36 protein-coding genes and 1 pseudogene are annotated in these 25,126 nt (G+C 36.5%); 12 read left to right on the forward strand and 25 right to left on the reverse strand.

Annotation, left to right across the window (positions count from 1 at the left end; translation table 11 throughout):
• Positions 1 to 26: 26 nt before the first annotated feature.
• The 5 genes from folD to accB form a co-directional block, all read right to left on the reverse strand.
• Positions 27 to 887: a bifunctional methylenetetrahydrofolate dehydrogenase/methenyltetrahydrofolate cyclohydrolase FolD gene (gene folD / locus ACXY7N_RS11890; protein ID WP_016086326.1), complete on the reverse strand. Its 861-nt coding sequence runs from the start codon at positions 885 to 887 to the stop codon at positions 27 to 29.
• 23 nt (positions 888 to 910) lie between these two features.
• The gene (gene nusB / locus ACXY7N_RS11895) at positions 911 to 1,303 is read right to left on the reverse strand and encodes a N utilization substance protein NusB (RefSeq protein ID WP_000830249.1); all 393 of its coding nucleotides are present in this window, start codon (positions 1,301 to 1,303) and stop codon (positions 911 to 913) included.
• Between the two features lie 347 nt (positions 1,304 to 1,650).
• Entirely contained in the window at positions 1,651 to 2,043 is a 393-nt protein-coding gene (locus ACXY7N_RS11900) for an Asp23/Gls24 family envelope stress response protein (RefSeq protein ID WP_000807630.1), read from the reverse strand.
• 22 nt (positions 2,044 to 2,065) lie between these two features.
• Positions 2,066 to 3,418: an acetyl-CoA carboxylase biotin carboxylase subunit gene (gene accC, locus ACXY7N_RS11905; protein ID WP_016086325.1), complete on the reverse strand. Its 1,353-nt coding sequence runs from the start codon at positions 3,416 to 3,418 to the stop codon at positions 2,066 to 2,068.
• A gap of 16 nt (positions 3,419 to 3,434) precedes the next feature.
• Positions 3,435 to 3,923 (reverse strand): acetyl-CoA carboxylase biotin carboxyl carrier protein, encoded by a 489-nt coding sequence (gene accB, locus ACXY7N_RS11910; RefSeq protein WP_016086324.1) that lies wholly within the window; start codon positions 3,921 to 3,923, stop codon positions 3,435 to 3,437.
• Positions 3,924 to 4,392: 469 nt separating this feature from the next.
• Between accB and ACXY7N_RS11915 the strand changes: the two genes are divergently transcribed.
• Positions 4,393 to 4,587, forward strand: a complete 195-nt coding sequence (locus ACXY7N_RS11915) for a hypothetical protein (RefSeq protein ID WP_061658350.1) — start codon at positions 4,393 to 4,395, stop codon at positions 4,585 to 4,587.
• 102 nt (positions 4,588 to 4,689) lie between these two features.
• On the opposite strand, the gene ACXY7N_RS11920 is transcribed toward ACXY7N_RS11915, so the two are convergent.
• From ACXY7N_RS11920 to ACXY7N_RS11960, 9 genes are read right to left on the reverse strand one after another with little or no spacing between them, the layout of a single operon-like run.
• Positions 4,690 to 5,346 (reverse strand): SpoIIIAH-like family protein, encoded by a 657-nt coding sequence (locus ACXY7N_RS11920; RefSeq protein ID WP_016086323.1) that lies wholly within the window; start codon positions 5,344 to 5,346, stop codon positions 4,690 to 4,692.
• A 15-nt stretch (positions 5,347 to 5,361) separates the two neighbouring features.
• Positions 5,362 to 6,024, reverse strand: a complete 663-nt coding sequence (spoIIIAG, locus tag ACXY7N_RS11925; protein ID WP_016086322.1) for a stage III sporulation protein AG — start codon at positions 6,022 to 6,024, stop codon at positions 5,362 to 5,364.
• Positions 6,014 to 6,646 carry a stage III sporulation protein AF gene (gene spoIIIAF, locus ACXY7N_RS11930; protein WP_016086321.1) on the reverse strand — a complete coding sequence of 211 codons (633 nt, stop codon included), beginning with the start codon at positions 6,644 to 6,646 and terminating at the stop codon, positions 6,014 to 6,016. Before spoIIIAF ends, spoIIIAG begins: the two co-directional genes overlap by 11 nt.
• A gap of 12 nt (positions 6,647 to 6,658) precedes the next feature.
• The gene (gene spoIIIAE / locus ACXY7N_RS11935) at positions 6,659 to 7,831 is read right to left on the reverse strand and encodes a stage III sporulation protein AE (protein ID WP_016086320.1); all 1,173 of its coding nucleotides are present in this window, start codon (positions 7,829 to 7,831) and stop codon (positions 6,659 to 6,661) included.
• A 10-nt stretch (positions 7,832 to 7,841) separates the two neighbouring features.
• Positions 7,842 to 8,225 carry a stage III sporulation protein AD gene (spoIIIAD, locus tag ACXY7N_RS11940; RefSeq protein ID WP_077317075.1) on the reverse strand — a complete coding sequence of 128 codons (384 nt, stop codon included), beginning with the start codon at positions 8,223 to 8,225 and terminating at the stop codon, positions 7,842 to 7,844.
• A gap of 23 nt (positions 8,226 to 8,248) precedes the next feature.
• Positions 8,249 to 8,452: a stage III sporulation protein AC gene (spoIIIAC, locus tag ACXY7N_RS11945; protein ID WP_000020914.1), complete on the reverse strand. Its 204-nt coding sequence runs from the start codon at positions 8,450 to 8,452 to the stop codon at positions 8,249 to 8,251.
• A 14-nt stretch (positions 8,453 to 8,466) separates the two neighbouring features.
• Positions 8,467 to 8,982 (reverse strand): stage III sporulation protein SpoIIIAB, encoded by a 516-nt coding sequence (gene spoIIIAB, locus ACXY7N_RS11950; RefSeq protein ID WP_016086319.1) that lies wholly within the window; start codon positions 8,980 to 8,982, stop codon positions 8,467 to 8,469.
• Positions 8,976 to 9,902: a stage III sporulation protein AA gene (gene spoIIIAA, locus ACXY7N_RS11955; protein WP_016086318.1), complete on the reverse strand. Its 927-nt coding sequence runs from the start codon at positions 9,900 to 9,902 to the stop codon at positions 8,976 to 8,978. The genes spoIIIAB and spoIIIAA overlap by 7 nt, the downstream gene beginning before the upstream one ends.
• Before the next feature lie 27 nt (positions 9,903 to 9,929).
• Entirely contained in the window at positions 9,930 to 10,211 is a 282-nt protein-coding gene (locus ACXY7N_RS11960) for a YqhV family protein (protein ID WP_000816054.1), read from the reverse strand.
• Between the two features lie 180 nt (positions 10,212 to 10,391).
• Here ACXY7N_RS11960 and ACXY7N_RS11965 point away from each other — a divergent pair.
• Together ACXY7N_RS11965 and ACXY7N_RS11970 are read left to right on the forward strand one after the other, a co-directional pair.
• Positions 10,392 to 10,914, forward strand: a pseudogene (locus ACXY7N_RS11965) (GNAT family N-acetyltransferase).
• On the forward strand, positions 10,895 to 11,215 hold the full coding sequence (locus ACXY7N_RS11970) for a hypothetical protein (protein ID WP_016086315.1): 321 nt from the start codon (positions 10,895 to 10,897) through the stop codon (positions 11,213 to 11,215). Before ACXY7N_RS11965 ends, ACXY7N_RS11970 begins: the two are co-directional and overlap by 20 nt.
• A 36-nt stretch (positions 11,216 to 11,251) precedes the next feature.
• Here the strand turns inward: ACXY7N_RS11970 and efp are convergent, their stop codons facing one another.
• From efp to ACXY7N_RS11990, 4 genes are read right to left on the reverse strand one after another with little or no spacing between them, the layout of a single operon-like run.
• Entirely contained in the window at positions 11,252 to 11,809 is a 558-nt protein-coding gene (gene efp, locus ACXY7N_RS11975; protein WP_016086314.1) for an elongation factor P, read from the reverse strand.
• A 21-nt stretch (positions 11,810 to 11,830) separates the two neighbouring features.
• Positions 11,831 to 12,892 carry a Xaa-Pro dipeptidase gene (pepQ, locus tag ACXY7N_RS11980; RefSeq protein WP_016135328.1) on the reverse strand — a complete coding sequence of 354 codons (1,062 nt, stop codon included), beginning with the start codon at positions 12,890 to 12,892 and terminating at the stop codon, positions 11,831 to 11,833.
• A 4-nt stretch (positions 12,893 to 12,896) separates the two neighbouring features.
• Complete coding sequence (gene aroQ / locus ACXY7N_RS11985; protein ID WP_016086312.1) at positions 12,897 to 13,337, reverse strand: type II 3-dehydroquinate dehydratase; 441 nt, start codon at positions 13,335 to 13,337, stop codon at positions 12,897 to 12,899.
• A gap of 52 nt (positions 13,338 to 13,389) precedes the next feature.
• Positions 13,390 to 13,878, reverse strand: coding sequence for a YqhR family membrane protein (locus ACXY7N_RS11990; RefSeq protein WP_016086311.1), 489 nt, complete (start codon positions 13,876 to 13,878; stop codon positions 13,390 to 13,392).
• A 244-nt stretch (positions 13,879 to 14,122) separates the two neighbouring features.
• Between ACXY7N_RS11990 and ACXY7N_RS11995 the strand changes: the two genes are divergently transcribed.
• Positions 14,123 to 15,043, forward strand: coding sequence for a DUF1385 domain-containing protein (locus ACXY7N_RS11995; RefSeq protein WP_016086310.1), 921 nt, complete (start codon positions 14,123 to 14,125; stop codon positions 15,041 to 15,043).
• A 79-nt stretch (positions 15,044 to 15,122) separates the two neighbouring features.
• The gene (locus tag ACXY7N_RS12000) at positions 15,123 to 15,524 is read left to right on the forward strand and encodes an SA1362 family protein (protein WP_001978909.1); all 402 of its coding nucleotides are present in this window, start codon (positions 15,123 to 15,125) and stop codon (positions 15,522 to 15,524) included.
• On the opposite strand, the gene ACXY7N_RS12005 is transcribed toward ACXY7N_RS12000, so the two are convergent.
• From ACXY7N_RS12005 to splB, 3 genes are all read right to left on the reverse strand, one after another.
• The gene (locus tag ACXY7N_RS12005) at positions 15,521 to 16,183 is read right to left on the reverse strand and encodes an HAD family hydrolase (RefSeq protein ID WP_016086309.1); all 663 of its coding nucleotides are present in this window, start codon (positions 16,181 to 16,183) and stop codon (positions 15,521 to 15,523) included. The genes ACXY7N_RS12000 and ACXY7N_RS12005 overlap by 4 nt on opposite strands.
• A 53-nt stretch (positions 16,184 to 16,236) precedes the next feature.
• Positions 16,237 to 16,665, reverse strand: a complete 429-nt coding sequence (gene mntR, locus ACXY7N_RS12010; protein WP_001143080.1) for a transcriptional regulator MntR — start codon at positions 16,663 to 16,665, stop codon at positions 16,237 to 16,239.
• 143 nt (positions 16,666 to 16,808) lie between these two features.
• Complete coding sequence (gene splB / locus ACXY7N_RS12015; RefSeq protein WP_016135329.1) at positions 16,809 to 17,834, reverse strand: spore photoproduct lyase; 1,026 nt, start codon at positions 17,832 to 17,834, stop codon at positions 16,809 to 16,811.
• Between the two features lie 271 nt (positions 17,835 to 18,105).
• On the opposite strand from splB, the gene ACXY7N_RS12020 reads away from it, so the two are divergent.
• A complete protein-coding gene (locus ACXY7N_RS12020; protein WP_016086307.1) occupies positions 18,106 to 18,948 on the forward strand; it encodes a hypothetical protein in 843 nt (280 codons plus the stop codon).
• 29 nt (positions 18,949 to 18,977) lie between these two features.
• On the opposite strand, the gene ACXY7N_RS12025 is transcribed toward ACXY7N_RS12020, so the two are convergent.
• Positions 18,978 to 19,814 carry a lipoate--protein ligase family protein gene (locus tag ACXY7N_RS12025; protein WP_016086306.1) on the reverse strand — a complete coding sequence of 279 codons (837 nt, stop codon included), beginning with the start codon at positions 19,812 to 19,814 and terminating at the stop codon, positions 18,978 to 18,980.
• A 170-nt stretch (positions 19,815 to 19,984) separates the two neighbouring features.
• On the opposite strand from ACXY7N_RS12025, the gene ACXY7N_RS12030 reads away from it, so the two are divergent.
• On the forward strand, positions 19,985 to 20,368 hold the full coding sequence (locus ACXY7N_RS12030; RefSeq protein ID WP_000108656.1) for a rhodanese-like domain-containing protein: 384 nt from the start codon (positions 19,985 to 19,987) through the stop codon (positions 20,366 to 20,368).
• A 39-nt stretch (positions 20,369 to 20,407) separates the two neighbouring features.
• On the opposite strand, the gene ACXY7N_RS12035 is transcribed toward ACXY7N_RS12030, so the two are convergent.
• On the reverse strand, positions 20,408 to 20,944 hold the full coding sequence (locus tag ACXY7N_RS12035) for a hypothetical protein (RefSeq protein ID WP_033659892.1): 537 nt from the start codon (positions 20,942 to 20,944) through the stop codon (positions 20,408 to 20,410).
• Between the two features lie 320 nt (positions 20,945 to 21,264).
• On the opposite strand from ACXY7N_RS12035, the gene ACXY7N_RS12040 reads away from it, so the two are divergent.
• The 5 genes from ACXY7N_RS12040 to ACXY7N_RS12060 all read left to right on the forward strand — a co-directional run bounded on the left by ACXY7N_RS12040 (position 21,265) and on the right by ACXY7N_RS12060 (position 23,913).
• On the forward strand, positions 21,265 to 22,242 hold the full coding sequence (locus ACXY7N_RS12040) for a LacI family DNA-binding transcriptional regulator (protein WP_016086304.1): 978 nt from the start codon (positions 21,265 to 21,267) through the stop codon (positions 22,240 to 22,242).
• A 96-nt stretch (positions 22,243 to 22,338) separates the two neighbouring features.
• Complete coding sequence (locus ACXY7N_RS12045; RefSeq protein WP_003267456.1) at positions 22,339 to 22,920, forward strand: TetR/AcrR family transcriptional regulator; 582 nt, start codon at positions 22,339 to 22,341, stop codon at positions 22,918 to 22,920.
• A 71-nt stretch (positions 22,921 to 22,991) separates the two neighbouring features.
• Entirely contained in the window at positions 22,992 to 23,324 is a 333-nt protein-coding gene (locus tag ACXY7N_RS12050) for a DMT family transporter (RefSeq protein WP_000312344.1), read from the forward strand.
• Position 23,325: 1 nt separating this feature from the next.
• The gene (locus tag ACXY7N_RS12055) at positions 23,326 to 23,640 is read left to right on the forward strand and encodes a DMT family transporter (RefSeq protein WP_000312623.1); all 315 of its coding nucleotides are present in this window, start codon (positions 23,326 to 23,328) and stop codon (positions 23,638 to 23,640) included.
• A gap of 15 nt (positions 23,641 to 23,655) precedes the next feature.
• A complete protein-coding gene (locus tag ACXY7N_RS12060) occupies positions 23,656 to 23,913 on the forward strand; it encodes a DUF3975 family protein (protein ID WP_016086303.1) in 258 nt (85 codons plus the stop codon).
• 16 nt (positions 23,914 to 23,929) lie between these two features.
• On the opposite strand, the gene ACXY7N_RS12065 is transcribed toward ACXY7N_RS12060, so the two are convergent.
• Positions 23,930 to 24,115: a hypothetical protein gene (locus ACXY7N_RS12065; RefSeq protein WP_033659768.1), complete on the reverse strand. Its 186-nt coding sequence runs from the start codon at positions 24,113 to 24,115 to the stop codon at positions 23,930 to 23,932.
• 403 nt (positions 24,116 to 24,518) lie between these two features.
• On the reverse strand, positions 24,519 to 25,112 hold the full coding sequence (locus ACXY7N_RS12070) for an ABC-2 transporter permease (RefSeq protein WP_001249397.1): 594 nt from the start codon (positions 25,110 to 25,112) through the stop codon (positions 24,519 to 24,521).
• Positions 25,113 to 25,126: the final 14 nt, after the last annotated feature.

Genomic DNA, 25,126 nt, shown 5'->3' on the forward strand with positions numbered 1-25,126 from the left:
TTCTCTCTCCTCATAGCCGACTCAAATTATTTACAAACGACACCTGCACGTTTAGCAGATTCAACAGTATTATGAAGAAGCATTGTGATCGTCATTGGACCAACACCCTTTGGTACAGGTGTAATGTAACCTGCAACATCTAACACGTTGTCAAAGTCAACATCACCACAAAGTTTACCTGTTTCTAAACGGTTTACACCAACGTCGATTACAACCGCTCCTTCTTTAATATAATCAGCTGTTACCATTTTAGGTCGTCCAACAGCTACGATTAAAATATCAGCTAACTTCGTTAACTCTTTCATATTTTGCGTTTTAGAATGACAATATGTGACAGTTGCATTTTCATTTAAGAACAATTGCCCCACTGGCTTGCCGACAATATTACTTCTTCCAATTACTACAACATGTTTTCCCGAGATATCAAGATTTGTTTCTTTTACTAATTCTACAATACCGTGCGGTGTACATGGAAGGAATGTATCTTGTCCCGTCATCATACGTCCCACGCTGATTGGGTGAAATCCATCTACATCTTTTTCTGGTGAAATTCTTTCAATGATAGCTTTTTCTTCAATATGTTTTGGTAAAGGTAATTGCACTAATATGCCATTAATACGGTCATCGCCATTTAAGCGATCGATTTCAGCAAGCAAACGCTCCTCAGTAATTGTTTCAGGAAGTTCAATTAGCTCTGAATAGATTCCTACTTGTTCACAGCCCTTTTCTTTTCCTTTTACATAAGAACGAGATGCTGGATCTTCTCCAACTAGAATAACTGCTAATCCTGGTACAATCCCTTGCGCTTTCAACTTCACAACTTCTTCTGTTAATTGTGCTCGTTTTTTCTCCGCAACTTCATTTCCTTTGATGATTACTGCTACCATTTTAAGATTCCCCCTTAAAGAAATTACAGTGTATCTTTTATATTAGATAAAACGCCGTTAATAAAACGACGAGATTCCTCATCCCCAAATGTTTTAGCAATTTCAATTGCCTCGTTAATTGTTACGTTGTGTGGAATTTCTTCCATGTATTTCATTTCATACACAGCTACACGTAAAATACTGCGATCAACAATACTAATACGCTCAAGCTTCCATTTTTTTAAGTTTTGACGAATCGCTTCATCAATTACTTCTTTATTTTCTACAAAACCTACTACAAGTGATTCTAGAAACTCATTTGTTTCTTCACCTTCATCTAGCGTGTTTTCCACCGCTACTTTCGGTTCTAATTCACCTGTAATATCCATTTGATATAATGCTTGCATAGCTCTTTCTCTAGCCGTCCTACGTTTCATTGTAACTCTCCTTTATGCTTCAAGTCTTTCCTTATGCTTTGTTATATTATTATAATTTATAAGCCGTCAATTCACTTACTCTTACAGTTTTCATTGATTTTCCAACCTTATAATACAATGATAATAACACAATTTATCGTTTCACACACGGGTTACAAGGCTGAAAAATAATAAAAAGATTAACTTCAAGTTCCATATCTTATCACAATGTACGTTTTTTGGAAAAACGAAACATTTTCTTTTTGATTTCTTATTTTTTGAAATAGTATAATAATTAGAGGGTTTTTATTTGTGAAGAAATGAAACGATAAAAAAGATGCCTATGTTACTAGGCACCTTTTTCATTCTTACACTGGTTCGATTTCTGTTTTTTGTGTTTCGAATGTTACGCCAACGATGTGAACATTCACTTCTTTTGGCTCAAGCCCTGTCATTGTAAAGAGTGCTTGGCGAATGTTGTCTTGAATCTTTTGTGCAACAACCGGAATCGCTACGCCAAAATACATCACAACATAAAGGTCAACGATAATATCTTCGTTTGCTAATTCAACCTTTACACCTTTACCATGATTTTTCTTACCTAACTTCTCAACAACATCTGTAGCAAAATTCCCACGCATTGCCGCTACACCTTCTACCTCAGCAGCTGCAATACCTGCGATTACTTCAATTACTTCTGGTGCAATTTCTACTTTACCAAGAGTTGTATCTTGACCCATATCTAACATATGTTCAGCCATGAAAAAAACCTCCTTTAATGTATCACTGCGTCACAAGTTCATGCTCTTCCAAAAATTTCGTATTAAACTCACCTTTTACAAAATCAGGATGATCTAGCAATTGCAAATGGAACGGGATTGTTGTATGTACGCCTTCGATGACAAATTCACTAAGCGCTCGCTTCATTTTTGCAATTGCCTCTTCACGTGTTTTCCCGTGAACAATTAATTTAGCAACCATCGAATCATAGAAAGGTGGGATTGAATATCCCGGATATACAGCTGAATCGACGCGAATACCAAATCCGCCTGGTGGCAAGTACATTTCTACTTTACCTGGAGATGGCATAAATTTTTTGGCAGGGTTTTCCGCATTAATTCGACATTCCATTGCCCAACCATTAAATTGTACTTCTTCTTGCTGTAACGATAACTTTTCTCCAGAAGCAACACGAATTTGTTCTTTAATTAAATCCATCCCTGTTACCATTTCAGTAACTGGATGCTCAACTTGAATTCTCGTATTCATCTCCATGAAATAAAAGGTTTTCGTTTTATATTCATAAATAAACTCAACCGTACCAGCACCTGTATAATCAACTGCTACCGCTGCTTTAACTGCCGCCTCACCCATCTGCTTGCGCACATTTTCATCAAGTGCAGGTGATGGACTTTCTTCTAATAGTTTTTGCAAGCGGCGCTGAATTGTACAATCACGCTCTCCTAAATGAATGGCATTCCCATGTGTATCTGCCATTATTTGAATCTCAACATGGCGGAAATCTTCAACGTACTTTTCTAAGTATACACCAGGGTTCCCAAAAGCGGTACTAGCTTCTTGCTGTGTAATTTGAATTCCTTTTACAAGCTCTTCTTCATGACGTGCGACACGAATACCTTTTCCGCCGCCACCTGCTGTCGCTTTAATAATAACTGGATATCCAATTTGATTAGCAAGCTCGATCGCTTCTTCGGTATTTTTAATAATCCCTTGTGAACCTGGTACAATCGGAACCCCTGCTTCTTTCATTGTATCACGAGCAACGTCTTTTGTGCCCATCTTTGAAATAGCTTCTGGACTTGGACCGATAAAAATTAAGTTACATTCACGGCATAACTCTGCAAAATCTGCATTCTCTGCTAAAAATCCGTATCCCGGATGAATAGCATCGCAGCCTGTTAACTTCGCAACACTAATAATGTTCGTCAAATTTAAATAACTTTCTTTCGAAATCGTTGGTCCTACACAATACGCCTCATCAGCAATTTGTACGTGAAGTGACTCTTTATCTGCTTCTGAATAAATTGCGACTGTTTCAATATCCATTTCTTTACAAGCACGAATAATTCGTACAGCAATTTCCCCACGATTGGCTATTAATACTTTTTTTATCATCACAAAGACTCCCTTATTACGCTTTTACAAGAAATAGCGGTTGTCCATACTCCACAAGCTGTCCATTATTAACAAGAATCTCAACAATTTCGCCATCTACATCAGCATCGATTTCGTTAAATAACTTCATAGCCTCGACAATACATACAATAGAATCTTTCGATACTCTATCCCCTACACTTACATATGCAGGTGTATCAGGCGAAGAAGAAGAATAGAATGTACCTACCATCGGTGATGTAATTTTATGTAGGTTCTCATTTTGAACAGATTTTTTCTCTTCTTGATTTGGTACTTCCACTTGTGCTGCCGCTACTGTTGTTTCAACTTCAACAGGTGCTACTGGTTGCACGGCTTGTTTTGCTACAGGTGCTTGCACCGCAACAACTTCATTACCACGCTTTTTCATTTTGATTGTCGTACCATCTTTTTTGTATTCAAATTCATCAATATTAGAGCTATCAATTAATTTAATTAATTCACGAACTTCTTGAATTTTAAACATGTAAAATCCACTCCCATACTCTTGTTTGTCCCGTTTTTACAGATTCTCGTCACTAAAACTAGATTGACTGTAAAAATACGATGTACTCTATTAGAAAATGCATTTCATTTCCTAATAGAAATAGTTACTATTTCCATCTTACGATAAATTTTTTAAACATTCCAATTTATATTTCTTTATAATAAATCGAAACTCCTGTAAAAATATTATTCCAATAAAAATTTATTACCTAGTAATAATACCAAGTTTCACATGAAATTGGCAAGACCACTTCCTCAAAAACATTCCTTACTTTTTCAAAAGGCTACACAATAAACAGATAATTACCGCTCCACTCTTCACCTCATCTATAGTCAATAACATATTTTTACCAAATATTATTTTTTTGTTTACACACCGTTCATCATTCCTTCATATAAGAATAGTATGTTCAAAGTGTAGAAAATATATCGTATCGAGGTGTGGACATATGATATGGCTCATTCTCTTCTTACCTGCCGTAATGGTCTGGGCATTCGTTCTCTTCATCCACGTCAAATCCGGAAAAAGTAACCATCGCTACCATGAACCGCTAATCTTTTACTCACAACGTATCTCTCCGTTCCGAGTTGAGCATAGTAAAAACAACTACAAAGACGAAATAGAAAAAAGCTATCGAAAATGATAGCTTTTTTCTATTATTATTTTCATCAATTAACTATTTTCAAACAATCCGATTCGTAAAAACTAATAATCCGCGGGGAATTTCCCCGCGGATTATTAGTTTTTATTTTGTTGGTGGATCAAATTTCACACCTACATCTTTTGATCCGCCTTCACTTCTTACAAGTTGTATAATTTTATTCGCTTCTTTTTGTGAATGCTTTGCTGCTTTTACAGTTACTCTAATATCAGTTCCATCAGCTCTTACAAGGGCATCTTTATATCCTCCTTGAGACTTAATCACTGTCTCAAGTAATTCTTGCTTCGTTTCCATTGTAGTAATTGCATCAAAATTATCTTTCGCTTTACTCTTTTCTGTTGCTGAAGATTTTGCTGAATTCATCACTTCTTGTAATCTTGATTTTTGTTCACTTAGCTGATCTTCCATTTGCATACGTAACGCTGTGAAATTTTCATCACTTGATTGAACTGTTACGTTAGCATCTTTTTTACTTGTTTCTTTGTTAGCACTCTCTTTTTTGTCTGTTTCTTTATTTGTTTCTTTATTTGATGTTTCCTTGCTTGTATTTTCTTTTTTTGGCGTTTCTTTAGGTGCTTCGTTTGTTACTGCTTTATCAGTACCTTGTTTTTCTTGTCCAATCTTTTCACCTGTCGCCGGCGATGCTGTATTCATTTTGTCAGGAGTTGTTACGTAATACACAGATAGTACAACAACTAAACTTAACATCGTTAATAGCCAAACCGTTTGTTTTTTTAACACTTTATTTCCTCCCTATCAATTTTTCGGTGAAACTGAAACGCGATGGGCTGGTACATCTAATAGCCGTATTACAGCTTCTTTTACCATCGCTTTAACTTGTATATTATCCACTCCTTTTGCTACGACAAGAACACCTCGTACTTTCGGTTTCTCTGTTCGTAAAACAACGGGAGTTTCTTTATCCCCTTCACGTATAATGACGGTCTTTTCATCAAGAGACTCATCTTCTACTTCCCTCTTACCGCCTGTTTTATCTGTTTCACCTGTTGTTTGTGAACGTTTCACTGTATTTTTTTCTAATATTTTTTCTTCTGATGAATCCAAATTCACTTTAATCGTTACATCTTTTACTCCTGCTATTTCTTCTAAAGCTGCTTTTAATTCTTGTTCATACGCTTTTTCATACTTTTCTACATTTGACATACTATCGTTACTTTTTTGTCCGAAAGTTGGTACATCTTTTTCTTGGTTTTGCGTTTTTTGTTCTTTAAATACAGGTACTTCTTCTTTTTTACTTGAAAATAAACTACTAGAAAACATAAGCAAAATCCCAAGTATGAGTAGGACAAGTAAAAACTTAGGTGTTACCTTTTTTCCCTTCTCATTGCTTTCCTTTTCATCCCCATTCAATAAGTTTCGAAAAAATGAGAATTTCGAATTTTTATCTTTATTGTCCATTTACTCCACCTGTCCTCCCTTCCATTTGAACTTGGATTTGTTTATTCTCTAGTTGCCACCTGCTTGAAAAGAAGTCTTGCATTTCTACATTCGTTTCTTCTACTTTTTTCGGCGGTTCTTTCATGTTAATTTCAACTGGCTTTACTGTTTCGATTGCATCATTTTTACTACGTTCTTTTTCTTTCAACGTCACAACAACAGATTGAATATCTTTCGCTGACTTTACTTCCGTTGTACTTTCCGCTGCGACTATTTGTATTTCAGAGACTGTCATACCATACTTTTTCTCGAACTCTTTTCCTACTTCTTTTTTCATTTTGGTAGCCATCTCTTCTAAACTATATGCACGTGTTAGAGCTTGTATTTCTTTTTTCTTCGAATCTATTGAATTTTTTACAGATCCTTCTGCTACATACTTCTCTTCATTAAAATTTGCGATTACTTCATTTACATCTGTTTGCAATAGTTTAAAAAGAGGCGTTAAGATTAATACAACTAATAATAGACTTACAACGAATTTAACGTACTTTTGCAAATTTGAATTTGGAAGAATAAGATGAAGCATTGTCGCTAAGAGTAAAAAAACGATAATATTTCTAATCCACTCTGTAACAAATTGCATACCCTTCACCTCCTACCGCATCATAAGTGTAATGTTCCCCGCAGCAATAATAATTGTGATACTTAAAAAGAACATAAACGATACGATAGCTAAGCAAGCAAATACATAAATGATGCTCCGTCCAATGATATCTAAACATTGAATAATTGCTCCGCCGCCAACTGGCTGTAATACTGCTGCTGCGAATTTATAAATAAACGCGATACAAAAGATTTGAATCGCTGGAAAAGCGACAATTAGACATAGGATGACGAGCCCAATAATTCCGACGGTGTTTTTTAATAATCCCGACGCACTAATAACAGTATCCGCCGCCTCTGTAAACATTCTTCCTACTACAGGAATAAAGTTCCCTGTTACAAATTTAGCAGTTTTCACAGCGATTCCATCAGCAACAGCTGTCGCTGTTCCTTGTACAGATAATACCCCTAAAAAAATCGTTAAAAAAATACCGATAATCCCAACACTAACGTTTTGCAGAAGCTTGGACAATTTCGTAACTTTATATTGATCACTCATCGTACTTACAATACTTAATATCGTTGCAAGTAATAAAAGTGGTAGAACGATATAATTCATCAAAAGCCCACTCGTGTTCATTAAGAAGATGATAATCGGATGAAAAAACGCTACAGATACAACACCGCCTCCCGTTGCTATGAGTGCAAGCAAAATTGGCAATAGCGCTAATATGAAATCCACCATTGTTTGTATCGTTTCTCTGGCATATGTCATAACGACATAAAAACTATTTAAAGCGAAAATAATAAGTACCATATATACAACCGCATCGGCAATTTTACTTACACTACTCTTTGAAAATGCAGATTGCAGTGATTGCAACAATGCACTGAAAATTGTAAGCATAATGAGCGTTCCCAGTAGCTTCCCATTTGCAACAAGCTCGTGAAATAAATACTTTAATAAACCAAGCATCCACTCTTTTATAGAAACTTCTTTTTCTCCCTTTACAAACTCCATAAAGCTACCTTTTTGACTTTCTGGTAAATAACCTCCATATTTTGTAACAAGCCCGTCCCAAAATTGCTTCACATCTTCAATTCCGAGCTTATCCAATTGTTGATCAACGACGTTTGTTTCTACAGGAGAAGCTTGTACAACAACCGGTAAAGAAAAGAAAAGGAAGCAAGCAAATAGCAGCTTAGCTCCAAAGCCCCTCAACATTCACTCCCCCTTATCCCGTCGGTAAAAATCCGAGAATAGTTTCAATTACAACCGTTAAAATAGGAATCGCCATAACGAGAATTAGAATCTTTCCAGCTAATTCAATTTTCGAAGCGATTGCACCTTGCCCTGCATCTTTTGTAATTTGTGCTCCAAACTCAGCAATATAAGCAATCCCTATAATTTTTAGCAACGTTTCTACATACACGTTGCTAACTTTTGCTTCACTCGCTACTCTCTCAATCATTTGTAAAATAGCGTGAATTTGATCGATTAAAAGAAGGAACATCACGCTACCTACGAACACAATAAATAACGACGTAATGCTAGATTTATGCTGATTCAGTACAGCTGCTAAAAACGTAGCAACGAGGCCTAATCCGACAATTTGTATAATTTCGATGCGAACCGCCTCCTTTACTGGAAGAGAAAGACACTTTTAATCTTGTCGAATAAAGTATTAATTAAAAATGCGACATGAAATAAAATAACGACAAAACCGACAAGGATAACCCAATTTGCAATATCCTCTCTCTTTAATTCTTTTAGTACGGTATGAATGAAAGCTAAAACAATGCCGATTCCGGCGATTTGAAATATTAATCCAACATCAATGGACATCGCCTTTCTCCCTCCTATAGCAGTAAAATTACGATAAGTAGCCCCGCTAGTACCCCTAAGCTCTTAATCATTTTTTCGTATTGTAGTTGTAATGCTTTCGCTTCTTCTTCTTCTCTCTCTAAATGCGTAATACATAAGCGAATATGTTTTTGTTGTGATTCACGATCATGTTGTCCAAGCGTTTCACCGAATTGTTGCAAAATCTCATACTCAGTTTGTTGAAACGCTGTTAGCTTCCAATTTTCTTTCAAACTATCTATCCAAGCCTCTCTAACTGTTTGTTCTCCACTTTCTAACCTTCTAGCGAAACTTTGAAATATCCAATTTAGTGGCTTCGGCATTTGTTTCACTAATCGCTCAGCGGCTTCTGATAAAGGTGTATGCCCGTACATAATTTCTGCTTCTAGTGATTGAAGTGCCGCTTTCAATAATCTAAGTTGCCTCGGTCTCTCACTGTACCTTTTAGCGTATGAAAACCCGAAAAAGGTACTGACGGCAACGATTAACACTGCACCAAATATTTTCACCATACGCCTTGCACCTTTCTATGAGGTAATACCGATTTTCCATCTTTATCTTTCACTTGCATTACTGTTCCTGGCCCTCTTGCTTTTGACAATTCCACAAACCTATCAAATACGCCGAGCTCTAGCACTGCCTTTAGTGATGGGCGCTTCACCACATCATCATAAGAAAATCCATGTGCGCTTATAAAAAGCTGAACCCCCGCATGTACTGCCTCCATAATTGCTTCACTATCTTCTTTACGACCAATTTCATCCACAATTAATATATCTGGGCTCATAGAACGAATCATCATCATCATTCCTTCAGCTTTTGGACATGCGTCTAACACATCTACTCGTGTGCCAAAATCATATTGCGGGATGCCTTTCACACAACCTGCAATTTCTGACCGTTCATCAACAATCCCCACTTTACAAGAAGGAATTTTTGAAGCACTTACACCTTGACTCATGCAACGTGCTACATCTCTTAAAAGTGTTGTTTTCCCCGTTTGCGGTGGGCCAATTACCATCGTGTTTAACCAGCGTGATTTATACAAGTACGGCAAAAGTGGTTCAGCAATTCCTATTTTTTGACGAGCAATACGAATATTAAAGGAAGAGACATCCCGAATCATTTTCACTGCGCTTTTTTCTGTAATGACTTTTCCCGCTAAGCCGATTCTATGTCCTCCTCGAAGTGTCACATACCCACGTTTTAACTCCTCTTCCATCGTATAAATTGAGAATTGACTTAACTTATTTAGTAAATAGATTGCATCCTCTGCTGTAACGATATAGTCATAAAAAAACACTTCTCCATGCGCAATACACTCTAGCGGTCTTCCAATTCGAACACGAATTTCCTCTAGAGCATCGCACCACTTACAACTTTCCACTAGCTGCTTCATCGTTTTCGGTAAAACTTCTAATACTTCTTTCATCAGCTTCTCCCCACTATACTCGACTTACTATTTCAACAGCGCGATAAAAATGCAGCCAATTCCAAGCGCTAGAAAAAAGAGTTTCAAGAAGGAAATCTCACTTGCCACACTCGCTATGCCTATTGTCATTGTTAAAATTAATACGGTCGGTCCAACAAACGCCAACATACCATTTATAAACAATGCTTTCTTCGCATCATTCACATAAAGCATAAGCAAAGCGGCGAATATTTCCGCGCTACCTGAAAACAACCGAAGTAACCCCATCACAAGCACGGATGTTTCCATTGCCGCTAGCCACTGTTTCATTCTCCCACCTTCTCCCATAACGGTTACTAGTGCTGCACTCCAAAAAAGAATATATTTGTACAACCATATGCAGAGGTTGTCTATTTCAGAAGTAAAAACATATTTTTTCTCTAACGCCTTTGTTAAATCTGAATATTCTCATTAATTTATGGTATATTTAATTTAAAAGGGGTATAGACGATGCAGCACGTTACTTTAGTACCACTCGATTTACGCTATGCAAATGTGATTTTTGAGCTATCAAGTGATCCACACATAAAAAATGCATTAGGAATACAGGTAGAAAAAATCGTTATCGAGAGTGATTGTAAATGAAGCGAATGAAATAATTGGTCTCACCACGCTTAAACATATTAATTATGAGAAAAAGCAATCTCACATTGGCAGTTGGCTTGGTTATCCATACTGGGGAAAAGGCTATAATGAGGCTGCCAAAAAAGAAATTTTAAAAATCGCTTTTTTAGACTTACAACTTACATACGTATTTGCTGGTGCTAAAACGACTAATATCCGCTCGTTAAAAGCACAAGAGAAACTACCTTATATTTCATTGCATGTGGAAGATAAATTTCCAGACGAACATGCTGCATTAGAGAGAGAAGTAAAATCACCTTGCGTACTGCATGTCGTATCACGCGAAAATTTTTTAAATTGGCTGGAATTAGAAATTGAGGGGGGAAAATATGAAGGTATTGAAAATTAGTTTAACTATTGTAGTAGAATTAGCTCTTATTTATCTTTTTTCATTATTGGTCGGTTGGTCATTTATGGAGGCCTTTTTCCTTGGTAGTTTAGCGATATTTGCAATTACGTGGTTCATTATTATGAGTAATCATAGAAACAACATTACAGATCACGCAATAAGTAAAACATTAACTGGCGTTGAGACTGGCGAGATAAAACCATTTCAAATTGTTTTGACTCCATATATTATGGGTACCCTTTCACTTGTCTTAGTTAGTTTTGTTATAACAGCGATTTATTATTTGCCCTATTTTCTATAAAAAAAAGCACTCGTGATGATCACGAGTGCTTTTCTACTATGCACGAGAAACGTATTTACCTTCACCAGTGTTGATGATAAGCATTTCGCCTTCGTTAATGAAGATTGGTACTTGTACAACAAGACCAGTTTCTAATGTAGCTGGTTTTGTTACGTTAGAAGCTGTATCCCCTTTAATACCAGGCTCTGTTTCTGACACTTTTAATTCAACTGTGTTCGGAAGTTCAACACCAAGTACTTCGCCTTGGTAAGTCATAATAGATACTTCCATGTTTTCTTTTAGGAATTTAAGCTCGCGCTCGATTTGGTTTTCACCAAGTTCGATTTGCTCATAAGTTCCGTTATCCATAAATACGTGAGCCTCACCGCTTGCGTATAAGTATTGCATACGACGGTTTTCGATGTGTGCTTTTTCTACTTTCTCACCTGCACGGAATGTTTTCTCTTGAACAGAACCTGTGCGAATGTTACGTAGTTTAGAACGAACGAATGCAGCACCTTTACCTGGCTTTACGTGTTGGAAATCAAGTACTTGCCAAAGGGCATTGTCCACTGAAATTGTTAAACCTGTACGAAAATCGTTTACTGAAATCATGTAAAAAAATCCTCCTGTGTATTACAAAATAATAAGTTCTTTTGGTGATTTCGTAATTACTTCATTACCTTCACTTGTTACAATGATATCATCTTCAATACGTACGCCGCCAATACCTGGAATATAAATACCTGGTTCTACTGTTACAGCCATACCTGGTTCAAGTACTGTATCAGAACGGAACGCTAAACCTGGTGCTTCATGGATTTCAAGACCGATTCCATGACCAGTAGAGTGTCCGAAGTATTCACCGTATCCTTTTTCCGTTATGTAATCGCGCGTTAACGCATCCGCCTCGCGGCCACTTAAACCAGCTTTAATACCGTTCACACCACGTAGTTGTGCTTCTAAAACGATATTATAAATTTCTTTCAATTTATCAGATGGTTCACCAACTGCAATCGTACGAGTAATATCAGAGCAATATCCTTTGTAATAAGCGCCGAAGTCTAATGTAACGAAATCTCCTGTTTCTATCACTTTTTCAGATGCCACGCCGTGCGGTAATGCCGAACGAAGACCTGAAGCAACGATAATATCAAACGAAGAAGATGTTGCTCCTTGTTTTCTCATGAAAAATTCAAGTTCATTTGACACTTCAATTTCAGATACTCCCGGGCGAATGAATGATAGAATATGTTCAAAGGCAGCATCTGCAATCTGTGCAGCTTCCTTTAATATCTTAATCTCTGAATCAGTCTTTATCAAGCGTAACTTTTCTACAAGCCCAGAAGTTGGGATAAATTCAGCATCGATCGCTTCTTTATGCGCTGAATAAGAACTATATGTAAGAGTATCTTGCTCAAAGCCAAGCTTTTGAATTCCTAGTTCCTTCACTTGATTTGCAACTTCATCAATGATTAATCCTGCATGCTGTACAATCTCGTATCCAACCGCTTGTTTACTAGCCTGCTCTACGTAACGGAAATCCGTAATAAATTGAGCACGGTTTTTCGAAATCAGTACAACACCAGCTGTTCCTGTGAAGTTAGCCATATATCTACGACTATGTTCATTTGTTAACAAAATACCGTCAATACCAGTCTCATCAAATGCACTTCTTAATTTTTCAATCTTCTCCATTACTTTATGCCTCCCTCAGTTTCTCCATTAATGCAAATAACGCTAACTTATAGCCATAAAAACCAAATCCAACAATTTGTCCCGCACAAACAGCCGCCGTCACAGATTCATGACGGAATGATTCACGCTGGTGAATGTTAGAAATATGTACTTCAATAACAGGAATCGAAACGCTCGCAATTGCATCTCGAATCGCATAGCTATAATGCGTAAATGCTCCAGGATTTAAAATGATCCCTTCATATATATCTTCCGCCTCATGAATACGATCGATAATCGCACCTTCATGATTCGATTGGAAACATTCTAACTCCACTCCCATTGTTTCTGCTTCTTGCTTCATATCTGCTTCAAGTGTCGCTAGCGTGCCCTTGCCATATACATTTACCTCACGAACACCGAGGCGATTTAGGTTAGGACCGTTTACGAGGAGTACCTTTTTCATATGCTTAAAACTCCTTAATATTAAATGTCTATACAACATTTTAACATAGGAGTTACTTGTTTGAATAGTTTGTCTTCTCCTCTCCTTCTCGCTCAGCTTTATTGGTATTTACTGCGTAGGAAACAGAGTATGCTATAAACACACCATACAATATAAAAATACATATTGTCGTCACAATTGTTTCTTTTGGTAAATGGAGTGCACTTTTAATAGCGGGTGCTAGTAACCCCATTCCGAAAAATAGTAACGCCCACCAAAATAGACCGTAAATCATTCCTGGAAGAATTCCTTCAAACTTTGCCAAAAACGCTTTATACAAAAAGGCAATTAAAATCGAAAGTAGTGCCATACAAACAATTCCTGACACATTGCCCCATACCCCTTCTTTCCAGCTTCCAAAGGCAAATGGTAATAGTAAATAATTCGGTCCCGCTTCCGTAAATGAAAATATATGAAGGAAATACCATATTCCTCCCCAAAAGAGTCCACCAAATAAACCAATTTGCACAAAATTCCTTGTTCCTAATTGTTCTTGACTCACATCGACACCTCCGCTCAATAGTATGCCCGAAACTATTTTGAACCATGTTTAAATACTGCGAAATTTGTCTATAAAAAGAATAAGAAATGTCCGACTCTCGTAACATTTCCCCTTGTCATCTACTTGTATTTGTCGATAAAATAAAGGAAACTCGGTGATTGTCTTATTTCGAAATGACAGAACCCAGTATGACAATTGCCTCTTTTTCTACATAAGAGAGAAACAAATACAGGTTGGTGTTAACATGGCAGAAGAGTCAAAACAAATATATGGCGGGCAAGCAGTCATAGAAGGAGTTATGTTTGGCGGTAGAGAATATACTGTTACAGCGGTTCGTCGTAAAGATAAATCGATTGAATTTTATCGATTACCACGCGTTCGTAATAAAGCATTATCTATCCTAAAAAAAATTCCATTTTTACGAGGGATTGCCGCTATTGTGGATGCAAGTGCGAACGGTGCAAAACATTTAAACTTTGCTTCAGAACGATTTGATATCCATCCAGAAGAAGACGAACAAATTGCAAATAAAAAAGAAGAACAATCGAAATTAACGATGGTATTAGGAGTTGCAGCAGTTGGCGTTTTATCTTTCATATTCGGTAAAGTCATTTTCACAGCAGTTCCTGCACTACTAGCTGAATTAACGAGACCGATTTTCCCATCTCATACAGGGCAAATCATTGTCGAAAGTGTCATTAAGCTCATGCTATTATTGAGCTATATATACTTTATTTCTTTAACCCCACTTATTAAGCGGGTATTTCAGTACCACGGTGCGGAGCATAAAGTAATTAATGCCTATGAGAATAATCTTCCAATGACTGTAGAAAATGTTCAAAAACAAACTCGCCTCCATTATCGCTGTGGCAGTAGCTTTATTATATTTACAGTCATTATTGGAATGTTTGTTTATTTCCTTGTCCCTACAGATCCACTTTGGGCCAGAGTCGTAAACCGTATTTTATTAATTCCAGTCGTTCTCGGCATTTCTTTTGAAGTGTTACAATTTACGAATCGATTACGCGATATTCCCGTATTACGCATACTTGGATATCCCGGATTATGGCTGCAACTATTAACAACGAAAGAACCAACAGACGATCAAGTGGAAGTAGCCATTGCATCGTTTGAAGAATTATTACGTTTAGAAAACAAACAATAATTATTTAAAATTGGTGTTCAACTCCTTTCCTCATCGTTAATATACTAATTTTAATATATGTTTTTAGGAGGTGTCCCTTATGAACGGTCGTTCGTTTACTTTCGCTATATTTGTGCTTATTATCGGATTAGCAATATTCGGCCTTGTTTCATCTGTCATTACAGATCCAATGGGAGTGTTAAGAAATATTGGTATCATGTTGGCTGTCGTTGGTATCTTTTATTTACTCTACAAAATGTTTACAAACTCTAGTGGTTCTGCAAATTCACAAAGCTCTTATAAGCGTGCTGCAAAACAATCGAACCGCAAACATGGGAAACAAAATGTAGCACCCCTAAGCAATTCTTTCTTTAAATCAAACGCTTCTAATGACAAAGGGAAAAAAGGCACTCCTTCCACTTTGAAGCGAAAAAGAAAACAATCTCATTTAACTGTCATTGAAGGTAAAAAAAACAAAAAGAAAGACCGTGCTTCCTTTTAGGAAATACGGTCTTTTTTTATATTTTGAAGCACTTCTTTCAGACTTTTATCTTTCATACTCTCAATTCGAAGGTGATGATTTTCAAATGGTAAATTTCGTGTCACATCATTAGGCACAACAACGCACGTTAACCCTGCTGCAATCGCTGCTTTCAATCCATTTAACGAATCTTCAAACACAACAGCTTCAGATGGCTCAATTTCTAAATCCTCTATTGCAATTCGATAAAGTGCTGGATCTGGTTTTACCTTCTCAACATCTTCTCTCGTTTTAATGACTTCAAAATAATCTCGAATTTGTAGCTCTTCTAAAAAATGAATAACCCATTCTCTAGATGAACTGGAAGCTAATGCGATTTTTAATCCCATTTCTTTCGCTTCCTCTAAATATTCTTTTACCCCATCACGCGCTTCTGGTATTTTCATTTTCTCTTTATGTAAAGTTTTCACTTTTTCTTGTAATGCGTGCTTGTTAAACTTCTCTTTTAATTGCCCATTTAAATATGTATACAGTACATCGTCTGTCGTTCCAATACATTTTGCAAATTCCTCTAAAGGTAACTCCCCGCCGTACTCACGAACAGCATCTCTGAAAGAGTGAAACCATATTGTTTCTGTGTCCACAATTAATCCATCAAAATCAAAAATAATTGCTTTCATAATTCTCCCATCCTTTTCGATTGTAATAAAAAAGGAAACGCCATACGTTCCCCTTAATTACTTTTCTCTTCATTTGCTTTTTGAACACCGCGAAGTGTTTCCACTCTAACTTCATCTTGTTCAAAGTATTGCACTAAATCACCGATACGGTCAATTGATTCCCAACTTAAATGATGTTCAATTCCTTCTACATCATTATAAATTTTACTTTCATCCACACCAATAATACGCATAAACTGCTCTAACAATTCATGACGATATACGAGACGTTCTCCGATTTTTTTACCTTTTGATGTTAATACAAGCCCTCTATATTTTTCATAAATTAGATATTCGTCTTTGTCTAATTTTTGTACCATTTTTGTTACAGAGGATGGATGTACACTAAGTGCTTCAGCAATATCAGATACACGGGCATAACCCTTTTCATCAATCAACAAATAAATTTGTTCAATATAATCTTCCATACTAGGGGTAGGCATCGGTTTCCTCCATCCAATTTCATTTTGCTCATTCCGTACGAAGCAATCAATAAAATGATACACCAGAAAGAATAACGTGACAAGGTAGAAACGAGCCTAAATATATAAAACAAAAAAGAATCTGTATTCCCATACAGACTCCCTTATGTAAAATATTGAATTTCTGCATCAGGAAAAAACTCATGTATATAACCTCTTATCGTTTCTTCCAATACTTCTGCGTCATCTTTTTTATATACGTATTTCCCAATACCATATCGTCCCCATTTATACTTTCGCTTCTCTTCATCCATTTCAAGCTTCGTATTCGGATAACGCTCTTGAATCACTTTTTTTGCCGGCTTTGTAAAGCGATGTTGAATTAATTCAAATGATAAATTTGGTATCGTCATATCTTTCAATGCATTGTACAATCTTTCAAATAACTCACGGTATCCTTCTTCCCATCCTTCATGCATATAAATTGGTGCTACTATAAATCCGAGCGGATAGTTAGCCCCCGCTACTTTGCGAGCAGCCCCAATTCGATCTTCAAACGGTGATGTCCCCGGCTCAAAATTTTTAATCACATAACGAGAATTAATACTAAACCGGAAACGAGTTTTCCCATTATGTTTTGCATCTAATAAATGATCAACGTGCGAATATTTCGTAACGAAACGTAAACGCCCATGCTCACTTTCTCCAATGAATTCAATCGCCCGCTTTAATGCATGTGTTAAATGATCAATTCCGACGATATCTGATGTACAAGCCGCTTCAAACCTTGTTATTTCAGGTGCTCTTTCATCCATATATTGCCTTGCCTTCTCAAATATTTCATCAAGATTCACATACACGCGAACGTAAGGCTTACTCCCAAGTGTCGTTTGCAAATAGCAATAATGACAATGTCCCATGCACCCCGTTGCGAGCGGAATTGCATATTCAGCTGACGGTTTTGACGTATCAAACTTTAATGTCTTCCTCACTCCAACAACAAGCGTTGCTTTTGCATTACGATACTTTTGCAAATCATTTTCACCTGGCAAATTTCTAATTTGATTATGGGATGTCGTTTCACGAATTTCCAATCCCATCTTCGTAAACTTCTCATACAGCTCTTTTCCAAGCGGATATTCGAGTGCCTTCGGTTCAAAGTAAACGAGTTTTGGCATAAATGGTTTCATAGGCTTCCCTCCTCTCGTTAGTATGGGAAACGATGAAAAATTAACACGCATTAAAGTTTTCCACGTTTTAACAGCCTTTCAAAAGGCTGTTTTTCTTCTGTCTAATTTTACAAATTGAAAAATTTCATAAAGAAAATAAGAAAAATGCAAAATAATTAAAGTTAATTGTTGACGTGATGCTTTTATTATCGGTATCATAAATCTTCGTGAGCAATTATTTTTCGTTATACGATTTTTTTATTATTACTGAATTTTTGAGAGGAGAAATTAGATGTCAGTTAAGAAGAAAACGCAAGTACGCACCGGCAAAATGGTACGTGAACTAATGTTAGCAGACGAAGATGTAAATGCTTCGCTAATTATGGTATATAGTGAAAACGGTGTAAACGCAGAAATTAAAATCGAGGGCTTAACGCCGAAATGTAACGAAGAATTATTTTTGAGCGGAAACGTGGATTGGAACAAGAGTGTTATTTATAAAATTGTTGATTTCACTGGAAACGCTGAAGTTGGTAAAGTTACATTAACAGCGATGAACAAAAATAATGTTTCTCTAGAAATAGAACGCGTTATGTGGAGTAAAGAAAATAAAGAAGCTGCTGAACAAGAAGAAACATCTGTAGAAGCAGCGCCGAAAAAAGAAGTAGTTGTAGAAGCGCCAAAAGCAGTTACACCTGTTCCAAAGCCTGTTACACGTGTGGAAACACCTGCTATAACACCTAAGCCTACTCCGGTACCGACGCCGAAGCCAGTAAGTGTAGAAGCAGCTGTGGAACTATCTACTCCAACACCTGTGAAAAAAGAAGTACCAACTCCAGTTACAAAGCAAGTGACAGCACCGGTTGCTCCTGCAAAACCGAAGCAACCTGCTTTGACTGAAACAAATACAAAACTACAAGAAAATTATGTTAAACTTGTGAAAAAGACAATTGAAGTTTGTCAAGATTACGAGCTTGGCATCGACATAGATGATTCTATTGAAAGCTTAAAAGGAGAACTACAAAGCCAAGGTATTAGCGTTACATTTGACAAAGAAATTATGGACGTTGTAAATCGCCTTCGTTCTTTACAAGATAAAGGAATCAAAGTAGAAAAAGTACTTAATTTACTATAAAAAAAATAAGAGATGGCAATTGCCACCTCTTATTTTTTATAATTCCATTCCTTACTTTCATACTTCTCTTTTGCTAACGTTTGCACTTCATGTAACTGTTCTTCTGTTAATTCATACGGAACAAGCTCTACATCTAATCCTTTTTCAAACCCAACCTCAAACGCTTTAATTAACTGCTGGATTGTAAACGTACGGTCTGTTAGTTCATTAATTGCTACCGCTTTAGAAGAGAACATACTCTTCATACGTTCTTTTACACGTTCATTCGGGAATAAAAACAGATCGTATAATTCATCTAAATCTATTTCTAATGGAATCGACCCGTGCTGTAAAATCACACCTTTTTGACGTGTTTGCGCACTACCTGCGATTTTTCTTCCTTCTACTACAATTTCATACCAAGACGGTGCATCAAAGCATACGCCTGAACGTGGATTTTTTAAATTTTCACGGTCTGCTTCTGTTTTTGGAACTGCATAATACGCTTCTAATCCTAATGCCTTAAAACCGTCTAGTAAACCTTGCGAAATAATACGATACGCTTCTGTAACTGTTTTTGGCATATTTGGATGATCTTCAGACACAATAACACTGTACGTTAATTCTTTATCATGTAGTACACCCCTGCCGCCTGTTTGACGACGAACGAATCCATATTTCTTTTCGTTAACTACATCCATATTAATATCTTTTTCAACACGCTGGAAATATCCCACTGTTAATGTTGGTACTTCCCATTCATAAAAACGAATGGTTGGTGGCATTTTCTTTTCACTTTGCCAATTTAATAAACATTCATCTAACGCCATATTAAATGCCGGTGAACATTGACCAGAGTTAATATAACACCATTTTTCTTTTCCCATCCTGCACCTCATATAACCAATTATTTTTCACATTCTCTAGTCTACCAAATTCGACAAAATTTGTGAAAGAATACGAAATTTCTTCTTATATGCAAATGAATCTGTTGCATAAATACATACGGGCATTATAATATTGAAAGTAGGATAAGAAAAAAGGGAGCGATAGAATCGTGTCAACAACTTGGATTATTTTATTAGCCGTAATCGTAGCGTTCATCGGCTACACTGTATGGATGTATTTCTATCAGAGAAAATTAATTAAAACACTTTCAGAAGAAGAGTTTCGCGCTGGCTACCGTAAAGCCCAGCTTATCGATATTCGCGAAGCAGACGAATATACTGCAGGGCATATTTTAGGCGCACGTAACATTCCGTTATCACAAATTCGCCTTCGTCATAAAGAACTTCGCAAAGATCAACCAGTTTACTTATACTGCCAAAGTGGATTCCGTACTGGTCGTGCAGCTCAATACTTAAAGAAACAAGGCTACAAAGATTTCTACCAATTACAAGGTGGATTCAAAACGTGGACTGGAAAAATTAAAAAGAAATAATAACATACAAAAACTAGCTGAATGATTCAGCTAGTTTTTTCATTCCATATTATTTGCAATGTATAATAAATTTTGCTTAATCACATCTTTATCATTCTCTTGTGCATTACGATACAAGAGCTGATATTCAAGTGCTTTCTCTTTCCATATAAGCGTAGCAAATTCATCCCCTCGCTTGGAATCATCCTTATTTTTAAAATAAGCGAATGCTCCATTATTCAATTTTATTTGTTCTTGAAATTGCTTCTCTTCCACAAGATCCGGAAAACTATAAGGAAAGTTCGCAACATTTAACTCAATATACTCATTTCTACCCGGCTCCCGCTGTTTATATTTAATCATTAAGACAGCGTTCTTTTTTCCAATCGTTCTGACTTCCCCCTTCACATCACTCGTAATGTCGTACGGTAAAAACGCTGGAACTTTAAATTTCACTGGAAAATATTTTGGAAGCTCCTTCAGCGGAATTGGATCCGTAACACGATCCATAGCTCCCCCTGTTGTTCCCACAAAGTTTTTTTCCTCCTGCATCGTTTGCTGAAACGAACATGAACTTAGCACTAGACTAGAAAACACGAAACAAATGATTCCTTTTTTCAATTTGTTTCCGCCCTTTCTTCATACCGCTTTCTTTACGAATGAAGCGTTTATATGCTCTTCATATTCGCTTCGTTATGAAACTCCACCTTTGAAAACTTTCCACGTTATTCTCACACATTTTGACAAAACCTCTTTTATAGACGCAAAAAAGACCCCCATCATTCTCACGCCCAAATAAAAAGGTTACGCGAATAACAGAAGTCATGTTTATAACATAGTTTGTGAAAAGCTTTTCAGGTCAAGATTTTTTCATTCTTATTATTTTCCCTTTATAATAAGGGAAAGAGGTGATACATATGGCTAATATAAAACAAATTGCAAAAACCGCTGGTGTATCCATATCAACTGTTTCCCGCGTCCTTAATAATCACCCTTACGTAAAAGATGAAAAACGTAAGCGTGTTCTAGATGCTGTTGAAGAATTGAACTATGCAAAAAATATAAATGCTATTCATTTAATAAAGGGAAAAACATATACGATCGGTGTCATGCTCCCTTTCATTAACCTTCCATACTTCAGTACCATTATTGAAGGAATCGGAAACGAGGCGTTAGCAGCTGGATATCACATTAATTTATGTCAAACGAATTACGATAGTATTGAAGAAATACGCGTTCTTGAAATGATGAAAATGAAACAATTCGACGGGATGATTATTTGTTCCCGAACGAGTTCATGGCAACAAATTGAACCTTTCGCAAAATTTGCTCCTATTATTTCATGCGAAAAAATGAACCACCCCCTCATTTCGTCTGTCTACGTAGATCATTATGAAGGCTTCCGTCTTGGTACTGCCTATTTACTCAGTAAAGGTCATGAAAAAATCGGGATTTGTTTAGCAAGAAAAACAAGTGCAAATTCCATGGAACGTGAAAAAGCGTTTGCTGATACACTCCGTAACGAGGGCAAAACATTACATCCCGAATGGATTTTTCATCAATGCTATACAATGCAGGACGGTGCACAAATACTCCATCGTATTTTAAACATGAAAAATCGTCCAACCGCTATTTTTACAGCGAACGATCAAGTTGCAGCTGGTTTATTAACAGAGGCTCGAAAACATGGCATTCGAGTACCCGAAGACCTTGCTATCCTAGGATTTGATAATCATGAAATTTCAAAGGCTTTAGAAATTTCCACAATTGAGCATCCCGGTCTCGCAATGGGCTCACATGCGTTTTCTTTATTCCATAAACAAATCCAAAGTGAGCAAATTATTGGGAACGCAAAAGAACTTTCATTCCATTTAATCGAGCGAGATACTGTCTAAAAAGAGCGTTATCTATAGCGCTCTTTTTCAGCTCTTCACCTATTGACTTTATATTTTTACTCGCATATAATTAACCTAACGAACGGTAGGTAGGGGATGAAAATGACAGCAAACCGCATTAAAGCTGTAGCACTTTCTCATTTCGCACGCTACGGCTACGAAGGAACTTCATTAGCAAATATTGCTCAAGAAGTTGGGATTAAAAAACCATCAATTTACGCACACTTTAAAGGAAAAGAAGAGCTATATTTTATATGCTTAGAATCCGCTCTTCAAAAAGATTTGCAGAGCTTCACAGGCGATATCGAAAAATTTTCAAATTCGTCTACCGAAGAATTGCTCTTACAGTTACTAAAGGGCTATGCAAAACGATTTGGTGAAAGTGAAGAATCAATGTTTTGGTTACGAACTTCTTATTTTCCGCCTGATGCATTTCGCGAACAAATTATTAATAAAGCGAATGTGCACATTGAAAACGTCGGAAAACTTTTATTCCCTGTATTTAAAAGAGCAAGCGAACAAGATGAGCTGCATAACATTGAAGTAAAAGATGCCTTAGAGGCTTTTCTATGCTTACTTGACGGTCTTATGGTTGAACTACTGTACGCAGGTTTAAATCGTTTTGAGACACGTTTAGACGCTTCTTGGAAAGTATTTTGGCGCGGACTTTCAAACTGACGGATTGCTCCTTTGCAATGCGTCGTTTTTAAGCCCTTTACCTAACGACTGGTAGGAAGGAGAAATGACATATGGCTTGGATTTATGTAATCATAGCTGGTATTATTGAAATCTTTTGGGTGATTGGACTAAAAAAAGCGGAGGCACCACTTGAATGGGCTGGTGTTGCGCTATTAATTACAATTAGTTTCGTCTTATTATTTAGAGCTTATAAAGATTTACCTGTCGGCACTGTATACGCAGTCTTCACAGGAATTGGAGCCGGCGGAATCGTTCTTACAGAGATTTTCGTCTTCGGAGAACCTTTCTCTATTGTAAAAGTATTATTAATTGGTTTAATCTTCTTTGGCGTAATTGGTTTAAAACGAGTAACAGAAGAAAAAGAAGCAAAGGAGGCCGCATAAAATGGCTTGGGTATTTTTAATTCTAGCTGGTATTTGTGAAATTATTGGTGTACTCTTTATGAAAGTAGCCACTGAAAAGAAAGGCTGGGCACCAAAAGTTATTTTAATCGCTAACTTCGGCGTAAGCTTCTTCTTCTTATCTCTTGCGATGAACACATTACCGATGGGAACTGCTTACGCGATTTGGACTGGAATTGGAACTGCCGGAAGTGCACTTCTAGGCATTCTAATTTTCCGCGAATCAGCGGATTGGCGTCGCCTTGCCTTCTTAAGCTGCATTCTATGCGGCGCTGTTGGCTTAAAACTATTAAGCTAACGCGAGGTGACTGTCATGTGGAAAGAAAAAGGAAAGCAAATGTTAGCATGGATTACACTCGGTATCGTCATTCTATTACAAATAAGTTTTCATATAATAGAATGGTTGTTTCATAAAGTAATATCCATTCTCACATTCCTTCCTAACATGACACTTGAAATGATATCAATCGTTTGGTCCATTATTGCCTCCATTGCAATCGTCATTATATGGAGTATCGCCAAGCTATGGAATAAGTTATTTAAAAAGGACAGTACTTCTGAAAAAGAGTAACTGTCCTTTTTTATATTCATTCAGACTTTCTATAGAAGTTTGATGCGATAAGACAAAGAAGACCAACTATGACAACACTTATACAGACCCCTTTATGTAAATTAGGAAACGGTGATGGTATATCTGAATAAAAATTTGATAATATGAGACCGATTGAAACGAAAAGTACCCCTATTCTATAGAACCATTTTCTTTTATTCATCATTCTCCCCCCTAACATTTTTCATACACTCCTTTCTTTTGGACATACTACCTAAAAAAGGAGTGGATAATATGCAAAATTCTATACATAAGCAGATCCTATTTTTATTTTTCCTCTTTCTCATTCTCGTTATCGTTTTCAGCTTTATATTACATACTCCAAAAGATGTTGTACCAAACAGCCTCTCTGTTTATAAAGTGAAACTTTAATCAGTGGGGGTTTTGTTTATCCCCCCACTGATTATTAGTTGAACCAATCGGACTTTTACGGACAGTTGATCCCCCACCTAACTTCTTTGCTTCCACTGAATTTTGAGGTGGGGGTCTTACTGCCCGTTAAAGCGGGATAAACTCTTACTTTCCTATTGTCGTTATTGAAGAAGGTGCCTTTTATAGGGCACCTTTTAAAATTCTCTCTTCTCATACAATTTCACTGAAACGAAGACAGATGCTATGAATATGCATATTGAACTAACGAATAACACGCTGTTGTATAGTTGAATTTGTTCCATGCTGATTTCAAAGAACATAGTACCAATTGCTGTCGGTGCTATTAGTATGAAAAACGTAATAAAAGAAGCTTTTTTATAGCCAAACCAAAACAATATCGGTAAAACAATGCTAAAATATATAAAAACAAAGCCAGAAATCGTAATTACTGTTGTCGTTATAAATTCAAAAGTTCCATCTTCAAATCGATTGATTACTACAGGACTAGACACTATCATACTTATAATAAAAATAATAAGTGCCATTATGTATTTAGCTAACACAATTTGCTTTCTCGCTAGCGGTAAACTATTTAATATTACTTCACTATTATATTTTTTATCGTCATTAAATGTTTTTAAAATTGCTATAACTGGAATTATAGCTGACATAATTACGTAAAAGCTTTTAATATCTGTTAATGTCATATACAAAAAAAGAGGGTATATTAAGCACCATATTAAATGCTTCCATTGCATAATAAAATCTTTTATTATGAGTTGCCTCACGATTACTCCTCCCC

This window comes from Bacillus sp. 5w2, from assembly GCF_054353775.1.

Excerpts from the sequence above, each read along its gene's own strand:
- folD (WP_016086326.1), bottom strand. The coding sequence starts at position 887 with ATGGTAGCAGTAATCATCAAAGGAAATGAAGTTGCGGAGAAAAAACGA.
- nusB (WP_000830249.1), bottom strand. The coding sequence starts at position 1,303 with ATGAAACGTAGGACGGCTAGAGAAAGAGCTATGCAAGCATTATATCAA.
- ACXY7N_RS11900 (WP_000807630.1), bottom strand. The coding sequence starts at position 2,043 with ATGGCTGAACATATGTTAGATATGGGTCAAGATACAACTCTTGGTAAA.
- accC (WP_016086325.1), bottom strand. The coding sequence starts at position 3,418 with ATGATAAAAAAAGTATTAATAGCCAATCGTGGGGAAATTGCTGTACGA.
- accB (WP_016086324.1), bottom strand. The coding sequence starts at position 3,923 with ATGTTTAAAATTCAAGAAGTTCGTGAATTAATTAAATTAATTGATAGC.
- ACXY7N_RS11915 (WP_061658350.1), top strand. The coding sequence starts at position 4,393 with ATGATATGGCTCATTCTCTTCTTACCTGCCGTAATGGTCTGGGCATTC.
- spoIIIAG (WP_016086322.1), bottom strand. The coding sequence starts at position 6,024 with ATGGACAATAAAGATAAAAATTCGAAATTCTCATTTTTTCGAAACTTA.
- spoIIIAF (WP_016086321.1), bottom strand. The coding sequence starts at position 6,646 with ATGCAATTTGTTACAGAGTGGATTAGAAATATTATCGTTTTTTTACTC.
- spoIIIAE (WP_016086320.1), bottom strand. The coding sequence starts at position 7,831 with ATGTTGAGGGGCTTTGGAGCTAAGCTGCTATTTGCTTGCTTCCTTTTC.
- spoIIIAC (WP_000020914.1), bottom strand. The coding sequence starts at position 8,452 with ATGTCCATTGATGTTGGATTAATATTTCAAATCGCCGGAATCGGCATT.
- spoIIIAB (WP_016086319.1), bottom strand. The coding sequence starts at position 8,982 with ATGGTGAAAATATTTGGTGCAGTGTTAATCGTTGCCGTCAGTACCTTT.
- spoIIIAA (WP_016086318.1), bottom strand. The coding sequence starts at position 9,902 with ATGAAAGAAGTATTAGAAGTTTTACCGAAAACGATGAAGCAGCTAGTG.
- ACXY7N_RS11960 (WP_000816054.1), bottom strand. The coding sequence starts at position 10,211 with ATGAAACAGTGGCTAGCGGCAATGGAAACATCCGTGCTTGTGATGGGG.
- ACXY7N_RS11970 (WP_016086315.1), top strand. The coding sequence starts at position 10,895 with ATGAAGGTATTGAAAATTAGTTTAACTATTGTAGTAGAATTAGCTCTT.
- efp (WP_016086314.1), bottom strand. The coding sequence starts at position 11,809 with ATGATTTCAGTAAACGATTTTCGTACAGGTTTAACAATTTCAGTGGAC.
- pepQ (WP_016135328.1), bottom strand. The coding sequence starts at position 12,892 with ATGGAGAAGATTGAAAAATTAAGAAGTGCATTTGATGAGACTGGTATT.
- aroQ (WP_016086312.1), bottom strand. The coding sequence starts at position 13,337 with ATGAAAAAGGTACTCCTCGTAAACGGTCCTAACCTAAATCGCCTCGGT.
- ACXY7N_RS11995 (WP_016086310.1), top strand. The coding sequence starts at position 14,123 with ATGGCAGAAGAGTCAAAACAAATATATGGCGGGCAAGCAGTCATAGAA.
- ACXY7N_RS12000 (WP_001978909.1), top strand. The coding sequence starts at position 15,123 with ATGAACGGTCGTTCGTTTACTTTCGCTATATTTGTGCTTATTATCGGA.
- ACXY7N_RS12005 (WP_016086309.1), bottom strand. The coding sequence starts at position 16,183 with ATGAAAGCAATTATTTTTGATTTTGATGGATTAATTGTGGACACAGAA.
- mntR (WP_001143080.1), bottom strand. The coding sequence starts at position 16,665 with ATGCCTACCCCTAGTATGGAAGATTATATTGAACAAATTTATTTGTTG.
- splB (WP_016135329.1), bottom strand. The coding sequence starts at position 17,834 with ATGAAACCATTTATGCCAAAACTCGTTTACTTTGAACCGAAGGCACTC.
- ACXY7N_RS12020 (WP_016086307.1), top strand. The coding sequence starts at position 18,106 with ATGTCAGTTAAGAAGAAAACGCAAGTACGCACCGGCAAAATGGTACGT.
- ACXY7N_RS12025 (WP_016086306.1), bottom strand. The coding sequence starts at position 19,814 with ATGGGAAAAGAAAAATGGTGTTATATTAACTCTGGTCAATGTTCACCG.
- ACXY7N_RS12040 (WP_016086304.1), top strand. The coding sequence starts at position 21,265 with ATGGCTAATATAAAACAAATTGCAAAAACCGCTGGTGTATCCATATCA.
- ACXY7N_RS12045 (WP_003267456.1), top strand. The coding sequence starts at position 22,339 with ATGAAAATGACAGCAAACCGCATTAAAGCTGTAGCACTTTCTCATTTC.
- ACXY7N_RS12050 (WP_000312344.1), top strand. The coding sequence starts at position 22,992 with ATGGCTTGGATTTATGTAATCATAGCTGGTATTATTGAAATCTTTTGG.
- ACXY7N_RS12055 (WP_000312623.1), top strand. The coding sequence starts at position 23,326 with ATGGCTTGGGTATTTTTAATTCTAGCTGGTATTTGTGAAATTATTGGT.
- ACXY7N_RS12060 (WP_016086303.1), top strand. The coding sequence starts at position 23,656 with ATGTGGAAAGAAAAAGGAAAGCAAATGTTAGCATGGATTACACTCGGT.
- ACXY7N_RS12065 (WP_033659768.1), bottom strand. The coding sequence starts at position 24,115 with ATGAATAAAAGAAAATGGTTCTATAGAATAGGGGTACTTTTCGTTTCA.